Annotated in this window: 20 protein-coding genes and 2 pseudogenes; 10 read left to right on the top strand and 12 right to left on the bottom strand. The window is 65.7% G+C overall.

Annotated elements, in window-relative coordinates:
- Window positions 1–7 precede the first annotated feature (7 nt).
- Window positions 8–220, bottom strand: a pseudogene (locus GWI24_RS44960) (hypothetical protein); the annotation flags it as partial.
- Window positions 221–575: 355 nt separating this feature from the next.
- On the opposite strand from GWI24_RS44960, the gene GWI24_RS08225 reads away from it, so the two are divergent.
- Window positions 576–785 carry a type A2 lantipeptide gene (locus GWI24_RS08225; protein WP_210945228.1) on the top strand — a complete coding sequence of 70 codons (210 nt, stop codon included), beginning with the start codon at window positions 576–578 and terminating at the stop codon, window positions 783–785.
- 83 nt (window positions 786–868) lie between these two features.
- Here the strand turns inward: GWI24_RS08225 and GWI24_RS08220 are convergent.
- The 4 genes and pseudogenes from GWI24_RS08220 to GWI24_RS08205 form a co-directional block, all read right to left on the bottom strand.
- Window positions 869–1,709: pseudogene (locus GWI24_RS08220) on the bottom strand (IS30 family transposase).
- A gap of 57 nt (window positions 1,710–1,766) precedes the next feature.
- Window positions 1,767–1,913, bottom strand: a complete 147-nt coding sequence (locus tag GWI24_RS08215) for a hypothetical protein (protein WP_210945227.1) — start codon at window positions 1,911–1,913, stop codon at window positions 1,767–1,769.
- Between the two features lie 72 nt (window positions 1,914–1,985).
- Window positions 1,986–3,323 (bottom strand): hypothetical protein, encoded by a 1,338-nt coding sequence (locus tag GWI24_RS08210; protein WP_210945226.1) that lies wholly within the window; start codon window positions 3,321–3,323, stop codon window positions 1,986–1,988.
- Between the two features lie 25 nt (window positions 3,324–3,348).
- Window positions 3,349–3,837: a DNA-processing protein DprA gene (locus tag GWI24_RS08205; RefSeq protein ID WP_247616060.1), complete on the bottom strand. Its 489-nt coding sequence runs from the start codon at window positions 3,835–3,837 to the stop codon at window positions 3,349–3,351.
- Window positions 3,838–4,114: 277 nt separating this feature from the next.
- Between GWI24_RS08205 and GWI24_RS08200 the strand changes: the two genes are divergently transcribed.
- The 5 genes from GWI24_RS08200 (at window position 4,115) to GWI24_RS08180 (ending at window position 6,868) form a co-directional block, all read left to right on the top strand.
- Window positions 4,115–4,717, top strand: coding sequence for a hypothetical protein (locus tag GWI24_RS08200; RefSeq protein ID WP_210945224.1), 603 nt, complete (start codon window positions 4,115–4,117; stop codon window positions 4,715–4,717).
- On the top strand, window positions 4,714–4,971 hold the full coding sequence (locus GWI24_RS08195; RefSeq protein WP_247616059.1) for a hypothetical protein: 258 nt from the start codon (window positions 4,714–4,716) through the stop codon (window positions 4,969–4,971). The genes GWI24_RS08200 and GWI24_RS08195 overlap by 4 nt, the downstream gene beginning before the upstream one ends.
- A gap of 186 nt (window positions 4,972–5,157) precedes the next feature.
- A complete protein-coding gene (locus tag GWI24_RS08190; protein WP_210945223.1) occupies window positions 5,158–5,301 on the top strand; it encodes a hypothetical protein in 144 nt (47 codons plus the stop codon).
- A gap of 433 nt (window positions 5,302–5,734) precedes the next feature.
- The gene (locus GWI24_RS08185; RefSeq protein ID WP_210945222.1) at window positions 5,735–5,920 is read left to right on the top strand and encodes a hypothetical protein; all 186 of its coding nucleotides are present in this window, start codon (window positions 5,735–5,737) and stop codon (window positions 5,918–5,920) included.
- Window positions 5,921–6,004: 84 nt separating this feature from the next.
- Entirely contained in the window at window positions 6,005–6,868 is an 864-nt protein-coding gene (locus GWI24_RS08180; RefSeq protein WP_210945221.1) for an HEXXH motif-containing putative peptide modification protein, read from the top strand.
- 5 nt (window positions 6,869–6,873) lie between these two features.
- Here GWI24_RS08180 and GWI24_RS08175 read toward each other — a convergent pair whose 3' ends face one another.
- Entirely contained in the window at window positions 6,874–7,557 is a 684-nt protein-coding gene (locus GWI24_RS08175) for a pentapeptide repeat-containing protein (RefSeq protein ID WP_210945220.1), read from the bottom strand.
- A gap of 275 nt (window positions 7,558–7,832) precedes the next feature.
- The gene (locus tag GWI24_RS44955; protein WP_210945219.1) at window positions 7,833–8,066 is read right to left on the bottom strand and encodes a helix-turn-helix transcriptional regulator; all 234 of its coding nucleotides are present in this window, start codon (window positions 8,064–8,066) and stop codon (window positions 7,833–7,835) included.
- Between the two features lie 851 nt (window positions 8,067–8,917).
- Between GWI24_RS44955 and GWI24_RS08165 the strand changes: the two genes are divergently transcribed.
- Window positions 8,918–9,583: a DUF2637 domain-containing protein gene (locus GWI24_RS08165; protein WP_210945218.1), complete on the top strand. Its 666-nt coding sequence runs from the start codon at window positions 8,918–8,920 to the stop codon at window positions 9,581–9,583.
- Window positions 9,584–9,664: 81 nt separating this feature from the next.
- On the opposite strand, the gene GWI24_RS08160 is transcribed toward GWI24_RS08165, so the two are convergent.
- The gene (locus GWI24_RS08160) at window positions 9,665–11,611 is read right to left on the bottom strand and encodes an ATP-dependent endonuclease (RefSeq protein WP_210945217.1); all 1,947 of its coding nucleotides are present in this window, start codon (window positions 11,609–11,611) and stop codon (window positions 9,665–9,667) included.
- A 717-nt stretch (window positions 11,612–12,328) separates the two neighbouring features.
- Between GWI24_RS08160 and GWI24_RS46790 the strand changes: the two genes are divergently transcribed.
- The 3 genes from GWI24_RS46790 (at window position 12,329) to GWI24_RS44950 (ending at window position 15,189) form a co-directional block, all read left to right on the top strand.
- Complete coding sequence (locus GWI24_RS46790) at window positions 12,329–12,592, top strand: helix-turn-helix domain-containing protein (RefSeq protein WP_374103281.1); 264 nt, start codon at window positions 12,329–12,331, stop codon at window positions 12,590–12,592.
- Window positions 12,593–12,906: 314 nt separating this feature from the next.
- A complete protein-coding gene (locus tag GWI24_RS08150) occupies window positions 12,907–14,688 on the top strand; it encodes a serine/threonine-protein kinase (protein ID WP_210945216.1) in 1,782 nt (593 codons plus the stop codon).
- Between the two features lie 93 nt (window positions 14,689–14,781).
- Window positions 14,782–15,189: a helix-turn-helix domain-containing protein gene (locus tag GWI24_RS44950; RefSeq protein ID WP_308343569.1), complete on the top strand. Its 408-nt coding sequence runs from the start codon at window positions 14,782–14,784 to the stop codon at window positions 15,187–15,189.
- Here the strand turns inward: GWI24_RS44950 and GWI24_RS08140 are convergent.
- From GWI24_RS08140 to GWI24_RS08125, 4 genes are all read right to left on the bottom strand, one after another.
- Complete coding sequence (locus tag GWI24_RS08140; RefSeq protein ID WP_210945215.1) at window positions 15,125–15,307, bottom strand: hypothetical protein; 183 nt, start codon at window positions 15,305–15,307, stop codon at window positions 15,125–15,127. The two genes, GWI24_RS44950 and GWI24_RS08140, sit on opposite strands and share 65 nt — an antisense overlap.
- Window positions 15,304–16,035, bottom strand: a complete 732-nt coding sequence (locus tag GWI24_RS08135; RefSeq protein ID WP_210945214.1) for a hypothetical protein — start codon at window positions 16,033–16,035, stop codon at window positions 15,304–15,306. Before GWI24_RS08135 ends, GWI24_RS08140 begins: the two co-directional genes overlap by 4 nt.
- A 47-nt stretch (window positions 16,036–16,082) precedes the next feature.
- Complete coding sequence (locus tag GWI24_RS08130) at window positions 16,083–18,302, bottom strand: hypothetical protein (protein WP_210945213.1); 2,220 nt, start codon at window positions 18,300–18,302, stop codon at window positions 16,083–16,085.
- Between the two features lie 459 nt (window positions 18,303–18,761).
- Window positions 18,762–19,286 carry a hypothetical protein gene (locus tag GWI24_RS08125; protein ID WP_210945212.1) on the bottom strand — a complete coding sequence of 175 codons (525 nt, stop codon included), beginning with the start codon at window positions 19,284–19,286 and terminating at the stop codon, window positions 18,762–18,764.
- Window positions 19,287–19,767 lie beyond the last annotated feature (481 nt).

The raw sequence follows: 19,767 nt of genomic DNA, 5'->3' as shown, positions 1-19,767 counted from the left end.
GCCTTGGTGCCGCTTGGCTGAGCCCGGCCGCCTTGTTGTCGCCGGTGAGCAGCGCCGCCTCGAGGCCGAGTGCTCTCAGCCGTGCGGTGGTCTCGGCGCTGGCGTCCTCGACCGCGTCGGCGACCTCCAGGACCGCACGCGGCTCACCGTCCCAGGCGACCACGATTGCGGTGCGGCCCGGGTCTTCCGCTTGCTCCTTTGGCCTGCTTGACGGAGGGGGGTGAGCTTCATCGCCCACTCAGGACTCGTTCGATCGTGTTCAGACGCTGGGTGACCGACCGGTCCCCCGGCACACCGATGGCGTCAGCGAGGGAGTCGATGTTCCGCCAGCTGCTCGCTGTGCTCCGCAAGCGTCCGCCCGGTGCGGGTGTGACATGTGGGGGACGTGTGGCGCAGTCAAAGTGAGTCGGCTGGTTATCGGCGAGTCGGATCCGCAGGTTCTCCGTGTCTGTGGATCTCCTTCTCCGGTATGGGCGGAGAGCCCTGCCCGTACCGGAGTCCGCGCCGGTCCCGGACCGCGGTTGTGGTCACCGGTCGTCTCACACAAGAGATCACTGACGAAGGAAGCGTGCACTATGTACAACGCCCAGATCGAGACCCGCGAGATTTCCGACGCCGACCTGGACGGCGTTGCCGGCGGCGCGGCCGGCGGGCTGGCCCTGCAGAGCCAGCCGGGCCACCTGGAGGGTGTCGGCGGCGTCGAGCTGGCTGGCCACAGCGTCGTGGTGGATGGTGCGGCGAACCTGCAGAGCGGCCAGGCGGGCCTCAACGTCACCGCCGTCTGATCAGCCGCAAAGGCTGAACACCCTCGAGGCCTGAAGGCCCTCGGCCACACGGCGGATTCGAGGGATCGTTGCAGCACAAGTGATCAACTGGCTGTGGCCAGGAGCTCAGCGAGGCGCTCGGCTGGGGTTTCCCAGCCGAGCGTTTTGCGTGGCCGGCTGTTGAGTTCGGCGGCGACGGCATCCAGGTGCTCGCGGCTGTGCACGGACAGGTCGGTGCCCTTGGGGAAGTACTGCCGCAGCAGACCGTTCGTGTTCTCGTTCGAGCCGCACGTAGCGGGTGGAGCGTTCAACGAGGGTGCCGATGGCTGAGGCGCCGTCCTAGCCGATGATCAGGTCGCCCTCCCCGTGGCCGGGCACCGCCCGGTCCGCCGCTTCGGCGGGGCGTTCGCTGATCATCACCATGGGGTCACGGAAACGGGACTGCCGTTGCTGGGCCTGGCGGCGGGGCTTGCGCCGGGCCCGGCTGGTCCGCAGGGCCCTGGCGAGTTCGCGGCGCAGTTCGCCGCGGCCCTGGACGTAGAGGGCCTGATAGATCGTCTCGTGGACCACGTGCATCTCCGGGCGGCCTGGGAACTGTGCTCGCAGAGCCTGGCAGATCTGCTCCGGGCTCCACCGCAGGTCCAGGTGGTCCTGGATGAAGTCTCTCAGTTCGGGGTTCTGGCCGATGCTGCCTGATTTCGGGCGCGGCCGCCGGGCGTCGGCGCGGGACTGGGCGGCGTAGGGCCGGTAGGCCCACTGGGCAGAGCCCACGGGCACAGGCATGCCGTTGCGGCGGATCTCCCGGCTGACCGTGGACGGGCTGCGGCCGAGTTCGTCGGCGATGGCCCGTACGGACACTTTCTCCCGCAGCCGGTCGGCGATGTGAATCCGCTCGTCCTCGGTCAGGTACCGGGAGCGGCCGGAGCGGTCAGGGAGAGCCCGCACCGGCGGCGTGACGGGCCTGGGCCGCTTCTTGCGGCCCTCGGGCCGGCCGTTACGCCACTAACGGCCGGTCCGAGGGTTGACGCCCACACGTTCACACGCATCCGCGTTGCTGAAGCCCAGTCGCATGAGCCGGAAGTATTCTTCCCGCTCTCGACGCAGCTTCTTTCGCCCCTGGATCTTCTGCTTGCGGATCTCGAAGTCCATCGCACCCCCTGAACTGGGGTGTTGCGACGACCACTAGAACCTAAGGGGCCGGGCGAGGGGGCTTTCGTCGTGTCAGCTTCCCAGTACGTCGATGAGGTGATCGTCCAGATCGGCGACGAAGCCCTCGCGCCGCCACGGACGCAGCTCCTTACGGGCCTGGCGCAGACGCAACGCCGGTACACGCCCGCCGGTGCTGGCTGCCGAATCGACGCAGGCGTGCAGGAGGTCTGCGGCCCTCTCCGGCGCATCGAGACGAATACAGGCCAGGGCCTGATCGGTGGAGACGATGGCCCGCTGCACCCGCTCACGCGGCGTGTCCAGGGCTTCCGCGCTGCTGGCGAAGACATCGTGAGCGACCGCCGCGTCTCCTACGTACAGCTCGCACAGACCCTCGAAGCCGCGCAGGTGATCAGCGCTGAAGCTCGTCGGCGAGGGATCCCCGTCGTCGTCACGGTCGAGGTCATACCAGGCGAGCGACAGCGCGGTCTGCGCGTGCCGCTCGGCGCCCGACCGTGCGGCGATCTCGGCCTGCAGCGCATGCGCTCGGGCCCGCACGCGGACGCTGTCGCCAGTACGGGCGTCGCGCACCGCGGCGTCGACCAGTTCACGGGCCGCGCCGATGCCTGGCGTCGAGTACAGCGTGACCAGGGCATGGCTCATGTGCACGACTGCCCGGCGCCACGGGGCACCGAGTTGCCCTGCCGCTTCAGTAGCAGCCGCGTACAGCGCCCGGGATGCCTGGTCATCACGGGTCTCGAAGGCCAGCCGCCCGGCGAGGGTGTATGCCTGAGCCGCGACCGTGCGTAGCTCAGGCAACAGCGGCTCGGGCACGCCTCCGGCCAGGAGCCGCTGACAGGACTCGACCACGGGGGCGAGCAGCACCTGCAATCGAGCGAAGGGCAATGAGCCCACTTGCGAGTTGACGTCTCCGACTGCCGCGCGCAATCCGTCGAGGAGCGCGTCATCGGCGCGCGTCGGATCGGCGAGCGCGACGGCCATGGAGTGCTGGGTAGCGGGCCCCAGCAGAGCGAGCAGGCCGGTCCCGTCGTCGGTGGCCGTGCGGACCAGGAGCGCGCGCAGTTCGTGCAGATGGGCGTCTGCCTCGCCCAGGTACGCGAGAGCGTCGAGCAGTTCGGCGAAGTCGCTGCCCGGCCCCAGCGCGACTTGACCGTCAGTGCCCCGGCTGTAGAGGTGCGCGAGCAGGAGCTGGTACCGGTCGCTGGGAAGGATGGGCTTGGAACTCTCCCACCGAGCGACGGACCGCTGCACGCTCGGGACCGATGAGGAGAGGGGCTGGCCGAGGCGGCGCGCCGTGTCGATGAGCGCCCGCCCGGTGTCAGCCAGGGACCAGCCTCGCGCCTTGCGGAGGGACTTGAGGGCAGCAGCGCCGCGGCTTTCGCACGTGCTCATGCCCTCATCATGCCGGTGATCCGCGTCACACGGGCACGATCAGGCGTGCTTTCCCCTGTTCGGCACCGTAGTTGAGGGTTTGCCACGTCCCTGATGTAGTCTGCGGCCCACCGAGAGGGAAGCCGATCACCATGTCGGAGCGATCGACCATCCACCGGTTTCGGGCGTGGAAGGCCGGGCTGCGTAGCTCTTCTCCCGCGCCGAGTTCGACGACTTCTGTGATGCGGTCGCGGCTGCGGGTGATGGCTTGCCGCGCTTCGGCGGGCTGCTGTCGGACGGTGCCGGGGACGACGATGGTGATCTGCGCGTCGGAGTTCCCGGCGAGCCAGAGCAGGGACAGGCTGTCGATGCCCTTGGCGCCGCCGATGTAGAACCGGGTCTCGGGGGCGGCGAATGGAGCGAGATAGTTGGTGAACAGCTCGGCGTAGCTGTCGAGGTCGCGGTGCTCTGTCGACCGGGTACCGGTGATAGCCACAGCCCGAGTCATGATCCACTCCGTGTCATAGGTTGTCATATCCCGTCGCGACTGTCGGTGCGATGACATCGATGCATGGACGCATCCGGTTACCGCGACCTCGCCGATCGACTGAAAGCCTACGGACTGTCGATAGTGGCGAAGGGTGCCCAGCTGTGTGTGGCAAATCCGCTCAGCGCCAATCTGGTGGAGGAGATTGCCAGCCAGGGGGACGCTACGTCACCTCCTGGGGATATGAGCTCGGTGAGCGTGGCGACGAGAGCGGTACCGCTCTTCGCCTCGCCTTTCTCCTCGGCGCGTCTCCGGGAGGCGCGGTATGACAACCAGAACCCTGCTCTGGACACCGCCGAACACCGAGGACGTCGAGGTGTTACCGGTGGGCAAATGGTGGGACGCCGTGTCCGCGCCTACCGCCGTCGCCGACCGCGCCCTCGAGCTGCTCGGCGACCGGTCCGGCGCCGTCATCCATGACGGCACCTACGGCAAGACGTACTGGCTGACCGCCATCGACACTGCCACCGTCCGCAGCTGGCGCATGCGCCAGGTCCGCATCCTCACCGAACTCGCCGACGAGGGCACCCTCCTCGGCGTACCGCCCGCCTCCTGGGGGCCCGAGCACTCGACGTACTGGCGGATCCCGCTCGGCCCGGACCGGTATCTGACCGACATCAATGACCTGATCCGCGCCCTGAGCCAGGCCCTCGACGAGGTCCTCGGCCCGGAGCCGGACGGTCGGCAGCTCTGCTATCGCTGCGAACTCCCCACTGACGAGCCGGTCCTGGTCGCCATCGAGCACAGCGGCAGCGTCGCCCGCGCGACCGTCTACGCCTGCCCCACCCACGCCCGCGACTACCCGAGCGACGCCGTCGCCCAGGCCGCCGCCAGGCGCCGTGCCCTCGAGCGGGGCAGGTCCCGATGACGGCCGCCGAGCAGACCGCCGAGGAGACCAAGGACCCGTTCGCCGATGAGGCGTGGCGCCCGGCCATCGAGCACGCCGCGGGCTGCCTGGCCTGCCGCACGCCCGGCGCCGGGTGCGAGACCGGCGAGCAGCTGCTGCGCGCCTACGAGGAGGCCACGCGGAAGGCTCATGCAGAGGAGGGGGCGGCGCATGATGGGCCACCGCAAGGCCACTTCCGCCGAACGGGCAATCAGAGCCGAACAGATCCTGCGTGATGCCGGGTACCGGCCGCTCATCCCATATCCGGGCCTCGCAAGCGCCGCTTGGGCAGCGGTGTGCACAGGGTGCGACACCGTCCGGTACCCCACGGTGACGGGGGTGCTGCAGGACCAGTGCAAGCACGTGCGACGCGAGCAGCCGCCCCCGCCCCGCCGGGGGAGGCGGAGTCCGGGAGGCGCCGGATGAGATACCGCCGAAAGCCCCTCGCGGTGCGGGCCGGGCTGCTCGCCTTCCGCGCCGCTCGGCTGGGCCTGCTGCTCACTGCGATCCCCGCGCTGCTGGTGCTCGCCGTCTGGCTCTCCTTCGCCAGTACCCCGGACCCATAGACCGGGTGGGCCGCCGGCGGTCTGGTGCCCCCGTACCGGACTCACCGGGTCGGCGGTCCATCCTCCCAAACACCCTGCGGTCGGTGCAGCCAGGCACGGCCGCCGGCCGCAGGGCAGGGAGGGAGACCCGCTCAAAGAAGTAATGGGCCAGCCCATCCTCCCCGGAAATACAAAACCAAGTGCTGTCACCTTGACAGGTGGGGAGGACGCATATTTTATCCGGATGCCGCGTTGGCATTCCGGCGCTTCAACACGCCCATATTCAATACGCCCACGAGTGGCATATTCCAATTCAAGAAATCATGATTTTGGGTATTCTCGACACCCCGTCAGGTGAGTAGTGTCCTCGTCGGCGAAGAGATTCCAGCGAGTAATTGGAATCTTCTCTCGCTCACGCGCGTGATCCATTCAGGGAATCGAAAAAGGAGGCGTGATGATCTCAACCACGACCCCGCCGCCGACCGCCACCAGCATGTCGACCGACGCGCTGTCGAGCGTTGTGGCGGCCGTCCAGGGCGACCCGGCGAGCGTCGCGGCCGGCATCCGGCAGCGGGTCGAGCAGTCCCGGCAAGGGACCCACGTTCAGATGATGGGCGGCTGGACGGACAACAAGGCGTAGTCGCCTTCCCAGCCCCCTGATGCCCTAGTGCGCCCGGAGCTGAGGTAGCAGCTCCGGGCGCACACTCACCAGGAAGGAAAAGACGTGCACTTCCTCAACTTGGGACACCTGTGTGAGACGGTGGCCCGGCTCGCCCACGCCCAGACCGGTCAGCACCTCAAGGACGCCCCCGCCCTGGGGCCGGCCTACCGCAAAACCATCTCAGGGCTCCGGCCCTTACCGGCCGAGGGTGAGGGCATCACCCTGTCCTACGAGGACGGCCCATGGGCGAGGTACTGCGAGGCCGAGAGCATCTTCGAGCACATCTTCGCCAAGGCCACCCACAGCGACGGGCCCACGCGCGAGCACTGGGACGCCATGGTCCGCCAGGCCGTGCAGCACATCCACGAACTCAGCCCGGACCTTGGGCGGATGGTCGATCTGCTCGTGACAGACGTCGTGGTCGTCAACTCCAGGTCTGACGGCGGCGGGAGCACCAACACACTGCCCGGCCTGGTCGTCATGAGCCCCGGAGACTGGGACGTACCCGAGTACGCCGAATGCCTCGTCCACGAGGGCCTGCACACGGGCCTCTTCGTGATGGACATGGTCTACGGCATGTTCACTCTGCCGCCCAGCGAGATGGAGAAGGACGAGTACCGCGCGCTCTCCGCCGTCAAGATCGGCCAGCGGCGCCCGCTGCACGCCGCCTTCCACGCTGCGGCGGTGGCCGTCCCGCTGATGTACCTGCAGCACCGCCGCGGAGTGGACACGCTCGTCTCCAAGTACACGGTCTCGCTTCGCGCCGCATGCCGGGACATGAAGGCCCACCGCGACACCTTCACCCCTTACGGCCAAATGTTGCTCGCCGAGATGTCCGAGTGGGCCGAGGGCGAACCGCTGGAATTCGATCACGTCACCCAATGCATCTCCAGCCCGGACTGGGCGGGCCTCGTGCCGACGGTCTGACCCGGCTACTCGAAGAGGATTCCCGCTTCCCGTGCAAGGCTCAGGGCCAACTCCATCTGCCCTGGGCCTTGCACTGTGGCGCCCTTGAGGCTCGCGCCTCCGCCAATGTCAATGAGAGTGCAGTTCTCGAACCGCGTAGTACCGATCCGGCAGTTGGCCCACTGCGCCCCGGTCAGGTCGCAGTCCTCGAATTTCACATTGTGCAGCTCGGCTCCCTGGAAGTCCGCGCCAGCCATCTTGCAGTCGGTAAACACAACGGCGTACAGCTTCATATGGCGAAACAGAGCGGGCGCGATGACGCAGTTCTCAATACGCACGTCCCGGAACGTCCCAGACCTCCACGACGAGCCCGTAAACCGGCTCCCATTAACCGCACACCGGATCAGGGAGACATCTTGAGCACCTACCTCCGCGAAGTCGCAGGTATTGAACCGGCAGTCACTGAACTGGCTGCGGATCAGGCGCGTTCCAGTGAAGCGGGAGCTGTCGAACATACAGCCCTCCATCTCGACGGCCTCAGCCGTGAGAGCCACGAAGGGCGTTCCCTCATATTGCACCCCGCGGATCATCGCGTCGTCTTCCAGGCCGTCTCTGACCATGTCGGCTGGCCGCGAAGTGGGGAAGACCTCCGGGGCGGCGGGGTTCTTGATGCGGGAGGTCCTGCCGCCTCGCCGAATCGCCTGAGTCATGCGGAGCCGATCCATTCGCCGGATGGTGCGGAGGGTGGAGACCCCAGAGTCTAGGCCGCGGAGCCGCGTCTGATGAGTTGTTGCGCTCCCCGAACGGTTGACTCGCGGCAGTGCGCACCCGGCGCGCCGAGCCGCAGGCCCTCTGACAGCCGAGTCGAGCCCTCGTGCGTCGCTCCCGTGGCGCGCGGGCGGGGCCTCTGGCTGATCACTGATTTCTGCCTCTCGGGTACTGCCGGTAACGCGTACGCCCAGGTAGTCGCAGATGCTGACGGCACCTAAGTGAATAGTGCACCGATCTCGACACCGAGCGCCCGGGCGATGAGCGCGAGATGGTCGACAGACGTCCCGTACTGCGCCAACTCGATCCGGTAGATGGTCTTTCGGTCGAGCCCCGCCAGTTCGCCGAGGCGCTCTCGCGACAGGTCACGCGCCTCGCGTAGCTCCCGAACCCGGTTGCCCACCCGGCGGCGCTGCTGGAGCACCCAGGCGGGGAGGGGTTCAGACGGCACCCGCTTACGCTCGGCCGACGATGATCGTTTGTCGGCACCAAAGTTGGGTCACCCCGCGAAGCGGGAGGCCGCAGGCCCTCGATGGTGCGCCTCTCCGTCCGATCGGCGGAGCGTGAGACTGCACTGCCCGGCGCGCGGGTGGTGCCCAGGAGCGGCGCGGTGGCGGCGTACGGAAATCCGCCTCATTGCGCCGTTAGACGCAGCGGCTTTGGCCAAAGGGTCCCGCCCCGGGGGTGAAGCGCCCCCGGGGTGGTTACGTTTACGCACAGGCGCCCCCGCCGACATTCGCGGCGGGGGCGCTCTCCCGTGGTGTGGGCCCCGTCCAGGGACCACGGGCTCTGCTGAGGCGGAAATCGGCGGCGCCGGATTGGGAGCAGCGCCGCCCCTCGGGGTCTCACCGTATGGACCGTGAACCCCTGTGGCACAGGGTTACACCCCGTTGTACATCCATGATCCTTTGGGGATGTGGCATCTATGTGGCACCCGATCATGAAAGAGGCCCCCCGTTCGCATGAACGAGGGGCCTTGCAGCTCTCTGACCTGCTGCGCAGGTGGTGCCCCCGGAGAGGTCCCCACAGCATCCACACCGCCTCACGCCCGCCGTGAGCTGGTCATTTCCACGACGGTCGAGCTCCCGAAGCGCCGCCGCCGCAAGGGTGGCGATGCCCGATGACCCCGAACGACGTCGTCGAGGACATCACCACACCTCAGGCCGATGGCCCAGCCTGTGTCATCTGCGGGGCGGACTACGTCCGCGTCCCACACGTCCCGCTCGGCCGATCGGCGACGGACTCGCAGGCCTTCGCATACGTTGGCTGCGCGCTTGACGCTCTGGGAGAGCGGGGCAAGCGATGACCGACCTCGACATCTGGATCCGGCGAGGCTGCGCCACCGTGGTCGCAGCCGTCGCCGCGTACGCCTCGTATGAACACCAACGGGAGTTCGCTCTACAAGGCGGAGCTGACCCGACCGGCTCTTCACTATGGCCCCTGTCCGTGGACGGCCTGCTCGTCCTGGCCACGGTCGGCCTCCTCAAGCCCAACCGCCAGGACACCCTCCGCGCCCGATACACCGTACGCCTCGCGTTCTTCCTCGGTATCGCCGTCTCACTCGCCGCGAACGTCGCAGCCGCACCCACGCTGGCCTGGCAACCGGTACTGGTCGCCGGCTGGCCACCCGTGGCCCTGCTCCTCGCAGTCGAACTTCTCGCGCATAGCCCAGGGGACCGAGAGCAGACCGAAGTCGACCGAACCGCGAAGTCCGAGACGGCCCAGGACACCGAGACCGAACGAGAACCCGACCCAGTAGTCACTCTCGCCGTGGACAAGGCAGGTTCCCGTCCGCCAAACAAGCCCACGGCCGAGCAGATCATGTGGGCCCACTACCAACGAGAGCAAGCATCCGGACGCACGCCGACCGGTGCCGAGCTGGACCGCGTCGCAGGCACCAACAACTACGGCCGCTCAGTGTTGGCGCGGTGGCGCCGCACAGGACACGTCTCTGCGAAGGGCACCTGACCGCCGTCGCAGTCAAAAACACCCCGTGACACGGGCGATTTCAGGGTGCTGAGGCCCCCTAGCGCTGTTCGGCCCGATCACTCAGGTGGTAAGCGTAGGTGGTGACTCGCGCTTAGCGAGTGCCCGTACGTTCTCCAGCAGAGCCTGGATCAGATCCGGCGGCTCCGCGTCGGCAGTACGGGCGGCCTCACGGTATGTCGCCGCGTTCTTGCCGTCGAACCCCTCTCCGTCGTTGATCAGCTCCTGCCTCCGCCTGTTCCACGCGGGCCAATGAGAGGCGAGGTAGGTCTCCAGACTGTCGTCGAAGACTGTGTACTGCAACGTGGACTCAGCCGTGGGCCGCACCGTGTGTGGACCACCTAGGTAGCCGAGCAGATTCACGTTGTCTCGCGCGTTGTTCCGTAGAGCTTCGTCGATCCTCCGTTCCTCGGTCTCCAGCGCTGCTCCCGACAACGCGGGGCGTAGCCCCTGGCGTTTCCTCTCTTCCAGACCGGCGTCTCCGTCGAAGACGGTGTAGCAGCGCACGTTCAAGGCACGCAGGATCGCGTGGCAGAGCATCAGCTTGCTTTTACTCCCAACACTGACGAAGGTGATTCCCTGCGCGCCCAGGCTCAAGTGCTGCCGCTCGGCGGATCCCAGGATGATGGCCGCGTCGGTCTCTCCCTCCACCAATACCGCGACATCAGCGAAGAAGCCTTCTGCCAGGGTGCTCACGCACCTGACTCCTGCTTGCCTCTTCACGGACTCGATCCTGACCCCGTAAGGCTCCAGCGAACCGCACAGTTCCGCCTCGGTCACCTGGCTCACCATCGTGGTGGGGTGGCCTTCGACGAGGTCATGGCTGAGGCGACGCACCTTATGGTAGTTCCGGTGGTCAATGAAGACGGGACTGTGCGTTGCGTACATCACCTGAGTGCGGCCGCCGGACGACACCACCAATCCGCGGAGGACGTCTGCGAACGTCCTTGCTTGGGCGGGATGCTGGAACAGTTCTGGTTCCTCGATGGCCAAGCACAACGTCTTTGCCTGCCCCTGTGGCTGCCTGCGCTCGGCGAGATGCTTGAGGGCGCCGATGATCAAAGCTCGTTGGAATCCGTGTCCCTGCCGATGTACCGACGTCTGGGCGGCACCGTCGTGGATACGCACCCGGAAGAGCGTCTTCACGGGCCTCGGCACTTGCACCATAGGGGAGACTCGGACGGCCCGCCCTGCGGTGAGCTGGGCCACTTCTCGTGACAATTCCTTCGATATGGCGTCCAGGACATCCCCGTAGACCTTGGTGTGGATGCCCTCCCGTTGCTGACTCAGACCCTCCTCAATCGCCCTGATCTGTTCCGACACCTCGGAACGGTCGACAGCGTGGTCGAGGATCCGCCCGAGCACTGTGGACTTGTTGTCATCAGCCTCCTCGTATGCCCGCAGATCAGCGGAGACGAAGACGAAGTCGATCAGCTCGGCCAGCCTGCTCTGGCCTGCGAAGCCGAAGAAATGCGTTCCCGCAATCTCCGTTTGAGTGAGCCGCTCTCGGTTGTCGAGCTCCCATACATGCATGGCCTCATCGACTGCTACTGCGGAACCGACCGAGGGCAGGCCGAGGTCGGGCTGCTCCTCCCGGAGACTGGCGTACGCCCGGCGCTTGTCCATTGCCGTTACTGCCTGGCGGATCGCTTCGAACGGCGGATAGGCAAGACCCTTACCGGTGATCTTGTCCTCGCCCTCTTCCCATGTACGCCAAATGATCACACTGTCGGCGTCGGGAGGCGCGTAGCGGCCCAGCGTTTCCCGATCAGGCTCCGTGAGGTCGTCGAACTCCACTTCCACGGTGATCCGGCGGCTGCCCCCAGCCGAGTGGAGGTCCTCTTCGCTGAGGCCGACGACCTTCTCTCCGTTGAAGAACCAGTCGAGAGCGCGCAAGACAGTTGACTTGCCAGCCCCGGTGGGGCCCAGGAAGGACGTGATGTCCTCCAGACCTATGTCCACCTTGCGTAGACAGCGGAAGTTCTCGATGCGCACGCGCCTGATCTTCATGGGTTCAGTCGTCCTGAAAGCTGTGTGATGAGAGATGAAAAGGATGCTGATGAGGTGATTGCCTGTAGATGTGATGCTATCCCGCTAGGGTGATCCGCCGTCAGCAATTGATGGTTATTGCTCGGCGACCCCTGCCCGGTCCGGCAAAGAGTTCGAGACCAGACAGCCTGGTCCAGGCCAGGTCTTCAACGAGCCGGTCCAGGGTGGCTTCCTCATGGAGGGCGATGCCGAGTTGGGGCACGGTCGGGGCGAGGGCGGAGGGCGTAGAGGCCAGTGAGAACCGTGGTGGGGGATCAGAGCGCGGAAATGGATCTCGTGCGCATTTTGGAGACCAGAGGAAGGACACGACAAGCCGAGGACCTGGCCGCCAGCTCTGTGGATCTTCTTCGGGTACTAGCACAAGCCCGCGCCGCTCGATGCGAGCGAGAGGCAGCCGAACACCTTCTGACGGTGGGCGTCAGCCAAGGTCACCCGAACCTCCTCTTGAGCCTCGCTGATCTCCGGCAGCAACGCGGCGACTTAGCAAGGGCGCAGCTTGCGCTACGCCAGGCGCAGGATGCCGGTGTGCAATTCGCCATGGAGCGACTGGCGAAGCTGCGAGAATGCGAATCTGCTTGACCAGCTGCGGCACACGCGTCTTCCGAAACCAGGGCCGAGCGAAGCAACTTGCCAAGCTAGTGTCCTGAGTCGTTAGTTTGCTTGCGGTTATAGGGTGGGGTGGTGCCTGGTCCGAAGCCGTTGTCGCTGGAGTTGTCCGATCACGAAGGCCGGGTGCTGCGGGGCTGGTTGCGTAAGCGGACGGCGTCTCAGGCGTTGGTGTTGCGGTCGAGGATCGTGCTGGCGTGCGCGGAGGGCCTGCCGAACGCGCGGGTCGCGGACGATCTGGGCGTCTCGCGAGAGACGGTACGCAAGTGGCGGTCCCGGTTCGCCGCGAACCGGCTGGAGAGCCTGGCGGACCGACCGCGTTCGGGGCCACCGTGAAGGATCACCGACGAGCAGGTCGAGGCATTGGTCGCCAGGACGCTCGGCCAGGCGCCACCGACGGGTGATTCGCACTGGTCGACGCGTTCGATGGCCGAGGCGGAGGGCATGTCGCAGTCGGTCGTCTCGCGGGTCTGGCGGGCGTTCGGCCTCAAGCCGCACATCGTGGACACCTGGAAGCTGTCGACTGACCCGCAGTTCGTGACCAAGGTCCGCGGGGTGGTGGGCATCTACCTCGCCCCGCCGGAGAACGCTCTGGTCCTGGCGGCAATTGGCCGACGTCACTGCCCCGAGGAGGTCAGTAGGGTGGGTTCATGCCGAAGCACGAACCGTTCATCATCGACGGAGTCACTTACGAGCGCGATTCAGCTCTGGGAGAGGGCGGATCAGCCGTGGTGTGGAAGGCCCGCCGTAAGCCCGACGGTCAGGTGTTCTCAGTCAAACGGATTAAGAAGGACCGCGACGCGGACTCTGCTCGCAACAAGCGTTTCAAGCAGGAGATCGAGTACGGACAGACATCGAGCCACCCGAACGTCGTGAGTATCCACGCGCGCTCAGAGGACGCGAACTTCTTCTACTACGTCATGGACTTCTACCCGGTGACGCTGCGAAACGTGATCAACGACGAAATCGATGCTGACGTGCTTCTCGACTACGCGCGCCAGCTCTGCGATGCGCTCGCGTACGTGCACGGCGACGGCATAGTGCATCGCGACATCAAACCTGAGAATGTCCTCGTCGACCCTGATGCGCGCCGGCTCGTCCTGGCCGACTTCGGCATCGCGCATTTCAAGGACTCCTCGCTCACGAGTCGCGGGGACCTCTTAGTAAACCGGAACTACCTCGCTCCCGAGCAGATGGTGAGGAACAACGCCCTCGGTGTCGGCAAGCCGGCGGACATCTTTGCGCTCGGCCTCGTCATAACCGAGATGTTCACGAAGCAGAACGCACGAGGGCGACGACACGCGCTTGTGCGCGACCGCTATCCCTTCCTGGCCGACCTCGACCTGATCATTGAACAGATGCTGCTCCAAGACGAGGCGCAGCGGTTCCGCATCGACACCGTACGCGGCATGCTTCGGGTAACCCTTCAGCGGCTCGACTCGACAATCGAGGAGATCTCCGATGATCTGCGCCCCAACGAAGCGTCCGCCGACAGCTCGTCCGGAGAGGTCGAGCGGATCCTCGGCCGTGCCGCGAGAGACGTGCTGTCGGCGAAGCATGTCTTCGAGCGGGTCGCCGACGGAGAGCTCGACCGATTCAACCTCAACTATCACTGCGAGGTTGCGTACCGGGTGAGCACGGAGCTGTTCAATACGTGTGCTCAAGCCGTTGTATATGCCTCGTGCAAGGCGAAGTTCAACAATGAGGGCGCCGGGCGGTGGGACGAGAACGACGACGCTCTCGTGTTGTCGGCCGCCAAGCCGGGACTCCAACGCGAGCTGGAGACGATTCTGGCTGATTTCCCCCTCCCTCGGTCTTCGCTCTGGGGCGGTCTGCCACGGCAGTCGGCTCACTTGTTCCGGTTCTGCAAGGACTACCACTGCGAAGAGCTGCTGACGAGCATCCGCGAATCTGTCTACGGTGAAGGCAATGGCTCGTTGCGGGCGAATCTGATCAACGCCCCGATCCTCTGGATTACCCGCTGGATGCGTACGATTCTGGACACCGACTACCTGGAGTTCGACAAAGCAGTTCGCGAGGACATCGGTTTCGAGGGCCATCTCTCGGTGCTCTGGGACAAGACGCTTCCGTTGGATTCGGCCCGAGAAGCGCTGGGAGTGGATCTGTTGACCGGGCCGCTCAACGCCGACGACGTCGCCGGCACACTGCAGGCGCTTGAAGCGAAGTGGGATGTCTCCGTGGGAGAGCTCGTAGACGGTGAGTACTCGGTCATGTTCCGGTCACGAAACACGTACCGCCGCTTCCACGACGAGGCGCTCGGCCTCGCAGAACCGGGCTCAGTATTCGAAGCCGACGTCCTCAATCTGCTCCGCCCTGAGGCGGAGTTCGACGACCTCGTCGCACTCACATGGGATCGGGACTTCGACGTGGCCATCACGCTCGGGAAGGTCCTCGGCACCCGCACGCGCTAGTGTCCTGAGTCCAAAGTTCAAGGGCGGTCATTAGGATGGGGTGATGTCTGGTCCGAAGCCGTTGTCGCTGAGTTGTCCGATCACGAACGCCAGGTGCTGCGTGGCTGGTTGCGTAAGCGGACGGCGTCTCAGGCGTTGGTGTTGCGGTCGAGGATCGTGCTGGCGTGTGCGGAGGGTCGGGCGAACGCGCAGGTCGCGCTCGATCTGGGTGTCTCGCGGGAGACGGTGCGCAAGTGGCGGGCCCGATTCTTGGCGGATCGGCTGGAGGGTCTGGTGGACCGGCCGCGTTCGGGGGCTCCGCGGAAGATCACGGACGAGCAGGTCGAAGCCCTGGTCCATCCGGCGTACGTCGTTGTCACTCAGTGCGCCGACTGCGGTGAGGCCCCACGCTCACCGACGTTGAGACTGGCGGATCGCTCTCGGCGGATTCTTGGATTCAATGGGTGTCCTCGCCACGGTGGCCGTGGAGGCGGTAGCCCATCTCGTCGGGGTGGCGGGTGACCCGCGCCAGGCGCCAAGCGGCCTCGTAGGACAGTCGGCCTCGTTCCCTCGCCCGCAACCGCAGTGCCAGGATGCTGGTGACGGGGTCAAGCAACCAACGCAGCGCGGTGATCTTCACGGTGCCTCGCCCGCGAGGGAGGCCAGGCGATATGCCGTGTCGTCGTCGCCGAATGCCCGGACGGCATCGGCGAGGATGGTGAGCAGTTCCTTGCGGCCCTCGGTGGTCAGCGAGTTGACAAACTCGTGGAGTAGTTGCGCGACCGTCACCCACTGTTGCCCCGACTGCCACTGCTGGACTTCGTGTACCAGGCTGCTGAGGTCGGTGCCTCTTGGCGGCCCGCTGAGTCGGGGCCAGTGCTCCACGGCACCCTCCAGCAGCGTGTAGAGACGGGCCGTGGCTGGGTTTGCAAGGATCTCCTCTCGGAGGAACGCCTCCCGAGCGCGGGCCTGACGGCGAGCCAGCTCATCTAGCTCGTATTCGTGTCTGAGGAGCTCTTCCTGCCGCCGGTAGTCCCGCCGGAGCTTTTCCGTCTGGAGCGCCGCCTCGTGCGTGGCCGCGTCCACGGAGATCCGTACCTGGGCGTCCGTGACTAGCACGCCTTCACCGTCGATCGGCAGGTTTTCCTGGATGGCAGCGGCGATGTCCTGCTCAGCAGCGTCGGGGCGCAGCACGTCGCATGTGGCGGCCGCATCGTCGATCAGGGGACGGATCAGACGTGCTGCAGCTTGCGAGCTCATGGGAGATGCGGAGCTGCCATGCCGCTGCCAGGTGACCTCAATCCGGGCGGAGAAGCACAGCGTCGATTCCACGCTCTTGGGGCGGTCCGAGAAGACGGAAGTCCACATTGGGGTGTCATCGAGAGGCACAGGAGACGCCCCGGATTTCCGGCGTCTCATAAGGCCGTAGCCTCCGACTCAACGTCGTCTCCCGCATTGACGCCAGGATTCGGGGAAGGTGGCTGTTGTGCGGAGGGCTGGTTCCGGCGTGCTACGAGGTCCTTGTCGAGCAGTGCGGACAGTTCGCGTTTGAGTTCTTCCTTCTCCCTGGAGTAGGGACGGTCCTTCCCCTGGACCCACAATTCGGCGCAAGTGCGTAACGTCTCGCGGAGGACGGGTCCTTCGGGACCTCTGACGTCTACGGCTTGGCGCAGGGTCTCCAAGACGGTGGGCTTGAGCACCGAACGGTCCAGGGAGCCATCGAGCCACGTGAAAACTACCCTGTCGAGTTCCCGGTCTCCGGCAGCCCCCGCCGCCTGATGCAGCAGGGTGCGCCAGCCCACCACAAGTCCCGACACGCTGGGGCGGAAGGTGTCCTCGTCATTGGATTGCTTCTCCGCCACAGCCTGGAGGAGCGGCGGCAAGTTGAGTGCGCCAGCCTCTGCTTCGGATGAGGACGCCATAGCCAGTGCCGTGAACGTGCGGTGTCCGACCGTCCGGCTCGTCTTCTCCGAACTGCACCAGTCGACGACGTATCCGAAGAGCGTTCGTCGAACGGTGATGTCGTCCCATAGGACGCGCACTGCCTCCCGAAGTTCGTCAAGCACCTCAGAATTTCCCTGCGCGGCGACCTTCTTGAGGCGGCGCAGAGCCTTGCCGGTGTGCCGACGTCCGAACTCGCGGGTGCACACCTCGACGACGGCCCGTTGGAGTGAGGGCTGGTTCCGACCTGCCCAGCCCAGCAGCATGGTGTGGACGTAGGGTGCGCTGGCCGCGTAGCTGGCCGCATTGTCCAGGAGTTCAACGGCCAAAGGCCACAGTTCCTTATCGGTGCCCTGGTCGTACCATGTCTTGACGATTTCTTCCAGCGGCTCCTGACGGCGATGTCGGACCGCCCAGCGCACGGCGAACTGCCCGATGCGTGCAGCCAGGGCGCGACGGTCTTCCCTGGTGATGGTCTCCAGGGCCTCCTTGTTGGTGCTGGAGTCAATGGGCGCTTGCGCGAGCCAATTGAGGAAGGAGCCGCGGGCCAGAGGCCGGTCGTTCCAGAAGTACTCGATGGCGGCGTCGTCCCAGTGCGGGCGGTTGAAGGTAAGAGTGCCGTCAGTTTCTCTCCGAGCATCGATGGCCCGTGTCATGGCGATGACTCCCGGGGCCTGCTGGCCTTGCACGGGAACTTTGGTCTTATCGAGCTGATTTGTCAGCTCAGCTGCTTTGGCGTAGACGTGCCCGACTGGATCGCCACGCAGGACGGCTGCTGCCAGCAGGAAGTTTCGTTCGAAGCCGGTGCGCGGCCCTGTTTCCGGCTCGTGCCATTGATAGAGATCATCTTCCCAGTTACTGCGGGCAGCCACTACGTTGGCGACCTGCTTGTCGAAAGTAAGGCGGGTGGACCCACCGCGTTGCTGACGAAGGATGCCGTGCGGGTCGGCCGCGTCGGCAATGGCCAACGCCTTGGCTGTGCGATGCTGTTCCAGCATCAGGTATACGAGGCTCAATACGTCGGTTGCGCTTTGGCCGACGAGGAGGGGCCTAATGCCTTCGTGGTCGAGCCACGAAGCGACGGGAAACCCGGGTTCCTGGGCGAGCAGCCACCGTTTGGCGATATCACGGGGCCGTGCCGTGCCCAACTCCGGGGCGACGCCCTCCGGTGCCCCATGACTGATGCGTCTCCACTGGTCGGGTCGGGTGAGGACGACGAGTCGGCTGTCTCGTCGTTGGAGTATCTCGCTGATGTTGTTCAGGCTGGCGCCAAAGGACTCGTGGATGGTGAACTCGTCTTCGTCAGGAGGTAGTTCGAGCAGATACCCGCAGTGGTGGTCACGGGGGAGGCGCCTGGCCGGGAAGTGTTGTGAGCCGCCGAATGGGATCGGCCGGACCTCGCTGATAACACATTCGTCCAAGAGGCGCCCGAGCAGCGCATAGGCGCTGATCGTCCGCCCGCTGTCCGATGGACGGCTGAGCACTAGTACGGCTCCTGAAGGCCGCAGAGCTTCCAGAGCCTTATCGAACGCATTCGTCGGCACGGACTCGGCATCGCGCCTAGGCGTGGCATAAACCTCGCGCACCACGGCCAGGTACTCGGACGAGACGGGCGCATGAGAGTCGAGTGTCTGCTCGAACACGTACTTCGTGCCGATCATCTCGCCCTGGTTGATCAGCGCTCGCTGCAGCACCGCGGCCTGGCCGACGGCTTCTACCGCGTCAGGAGTGGGTGTCCCTATGGCCAGGGAAGGTACTGTGTCCTCTTCCGAGGCTTGATCAGCTCGCACCGACCCGGGCTGTTCTGAGTCTTCGGACCTAGCTGACGGCACGGGTGATGTCGACGAGACGAGTGGACCCTCAGACGGCTCCGGAGGCGGCGGCCACTGTTCGGGCTTACTGTCGGATTCAGAGCTTGGTGCGGGGGAGTTGTGTACGGGTCCCGCCTGCGGCACTGAGCCCGCGGCGCCTTCCACTGGCTGACTGGGCGTTTCCTCCGGGATCACACCGCGCGTTCGGCCCCAGCCTACGAGGCGTTCCATCGGCGACGGCCTGCCCTGCTGTTGCTCCTCATGGGTGGACTGGTGCGGCTTCTGCTGTCCACGCTGGCCATCTTGGTCGCCATCCAAGCTCATAGTTTCGCCGCCTCCGTCTCAGCCGATGGTGCCGTCTACCTCGACGCCGACCTGCTCACCTGTCTTCCCGACGGTCTTGGCGTCTTGCTTCACACGTGCGCGTCCGCGTTCCGTGATGCCGCGAGAGCGCACACCGACCTGACTGCCGTCGATGAAGTCGGCACGCTGTGAGATCTCCACCCCGGGCCGGCTCTCTTGCTCCTCGTTGCCAAAGGCCAGCCGACACCCGTAGATCTCTTCCAGGTCCGAGCGCAGCAGACCGAGAAGCTCGCGCAGATCGGCGTCCTCGCCCTGGAGGAACTCGGGGCGCGATAGATAGACCCGCAGCGCGCCGTGGGCGTGGCTGAGACGCTGGATTCGCGTGTCTGTCAGTTCTGTCGGCCTGACCAGCAACGGCTGCGCCTGCCCAGAAACCTGCTCCGGCTCCTCTGCTGGTACCCGTCCGGCTCGCCGGTCCAGGACCGCACCTGCCCGGTCGAAAAGGAACCTGACGGCCTCGGTCAGCGCCGACCCGGCCAGCACTGGAAACGCGAGCGCATCCATTTGAGTACTTCCCTCCCCGTTGTCCCTGTGCCCGCTTCGGCGGTCGCACCTTCCGTTTGCAGATACGACTGGCACGTACGCGGACAAAAACGGGGTTCACCATACGAAAGTGATCATGTTGAAAGAGAGAGGTGAATCGGACGTTAAATGACTTGTCTGAATGTGTGGTGTTAACGACGAGTAACCGGATGGGCTGCGCGGAGTGATGTCACGTGAGGGATGCCATCGATGGGTGGCGCCGTCGGCCGCCTTTGGCTGGAACCGCGCGACGTTCGATTGGTGTTCCTTATAGCGCCATGTCTGATTCCTGGCCAGGAGGGTGGGCCTTGAGCCGTCGGGTTCGGTGGTACTCGGCGTTGTGGTTGTCAGATGCAGTGATGGCGCAGGCCATGGGCCCGGTCGTCCTGGTCATGGTTGGTCTGCTATACGGGGCCAGTAAGTGGCGTCCAGGCGAAGCCGCTCTGCGTGACACAGGTCGCCT

The organism is Streptomyces sp. MK37H, from assembly GCF_018035285.1.
Taxonomy (GTDB): Bacteria; Actinomycetota; Actinomycetes; order Streptomycetales; family Streptomycetaceae; genus Streptomyces; species Streptomyces endocoffeicus.
This window is presented reverse-complemented; position numbering and strand designations above follow the sequence as displayed.

Coding starts and splice junctions, on each gene's coding strand:
- GWI24_RS08175 (WP_210945220.1), bottom strand. CDS start 7,557: ATGACTCAGGCGATTCGGCGAGGCGGCAGGACCTCCCGCATCAAGAAC.
- GWI24_RS08150 (WP_210945216.1), top strand. CDS start 12,907: ATGCCGAAGCACGAACCGTTCATCATCGACGGAGTCACTTACGAGCGC.
- GWI24_RS08160 (WP_210945217.1), bottom strand. CDS start 11,611: ATGAAGATCAGGCGCGTGCGCATCGAGAACTTCCGCTGTCTACGCAAG.
- GWI24_RS08135 (WP_210945214.1), bottom strand. CDS start 16,035: ATGTGGACTTCCGTCTTCTCGGACCGCCCCAAGAGCGTGGAATCGACG.
- GWI24_RS08185 (WP_210945222.1), top strand. CDS start 5,735: ATGATCTCAACCACGACCCCGCCGCCGACCGCCACCAGCATGTCGACC.
- GWI24_RS08200 (WP_210945224.1), top strand. CDS start 4,115: ATGACAACCAGAACCCTGCTCTGGACACCGCCGAACACCGAGGACGTC.
- GWI24_RS08225 (WP_210945228.1), top strand. CDS start 576: ATGTACAACGCCCAGATCGAGACCCGCGAGATTTCCGACGCCGACCTG.
- GWI24_RS08165 (WP_210945218.1), top strand. CDS start 8,918: ATGACCGACCTCGACATCTGGATCCGGCGAGGCTGCGCCACCGTGGTC.
- GWI24_RS08205 (WP_247616060.1), bottom strand. CDS start 3,837: ATGACAACCTATGACACGGAGTGGATCATGACTCGGGCTGTGGCTATC.
- GWI24_RS08195 (WP_247616059.1), top strand. CDS start 4,714: ATGACGGCCGCCGAGCAGACCGCCGAGGAGACCAAGGACCCGTTCGCC.
- GWI24_RS08210 (WP_210945226.1), bottom strand. CDS start 3,323: ATGAGCACGTGCGAAAGCCGCGGCGCTGCTGCCCTCAAGTCCCTCCGC.
- GWI24_RS08190 (WP_210945223.1), top strand. CDS start 5,158: ATGAGATACCGCCGAAAGCCCCTCGCGGTGCGGGCCGGGCTGCTCGCC.
- GWI24_RS08215 (WP_210945227.1), bottom strand. CDS start 1,913: ATGGACTTCGAGATCCGCAAGCAGAAGATCCAGGGGCGAAAGAAGCTG.
- GWI24_RS08125 (WP_210945212.1), bottom strand. CDS start 19,286: ATGGATGCGCTCGCGTTTCCAGTGCTGGCCGGGTCGGCGCTGACCGAG.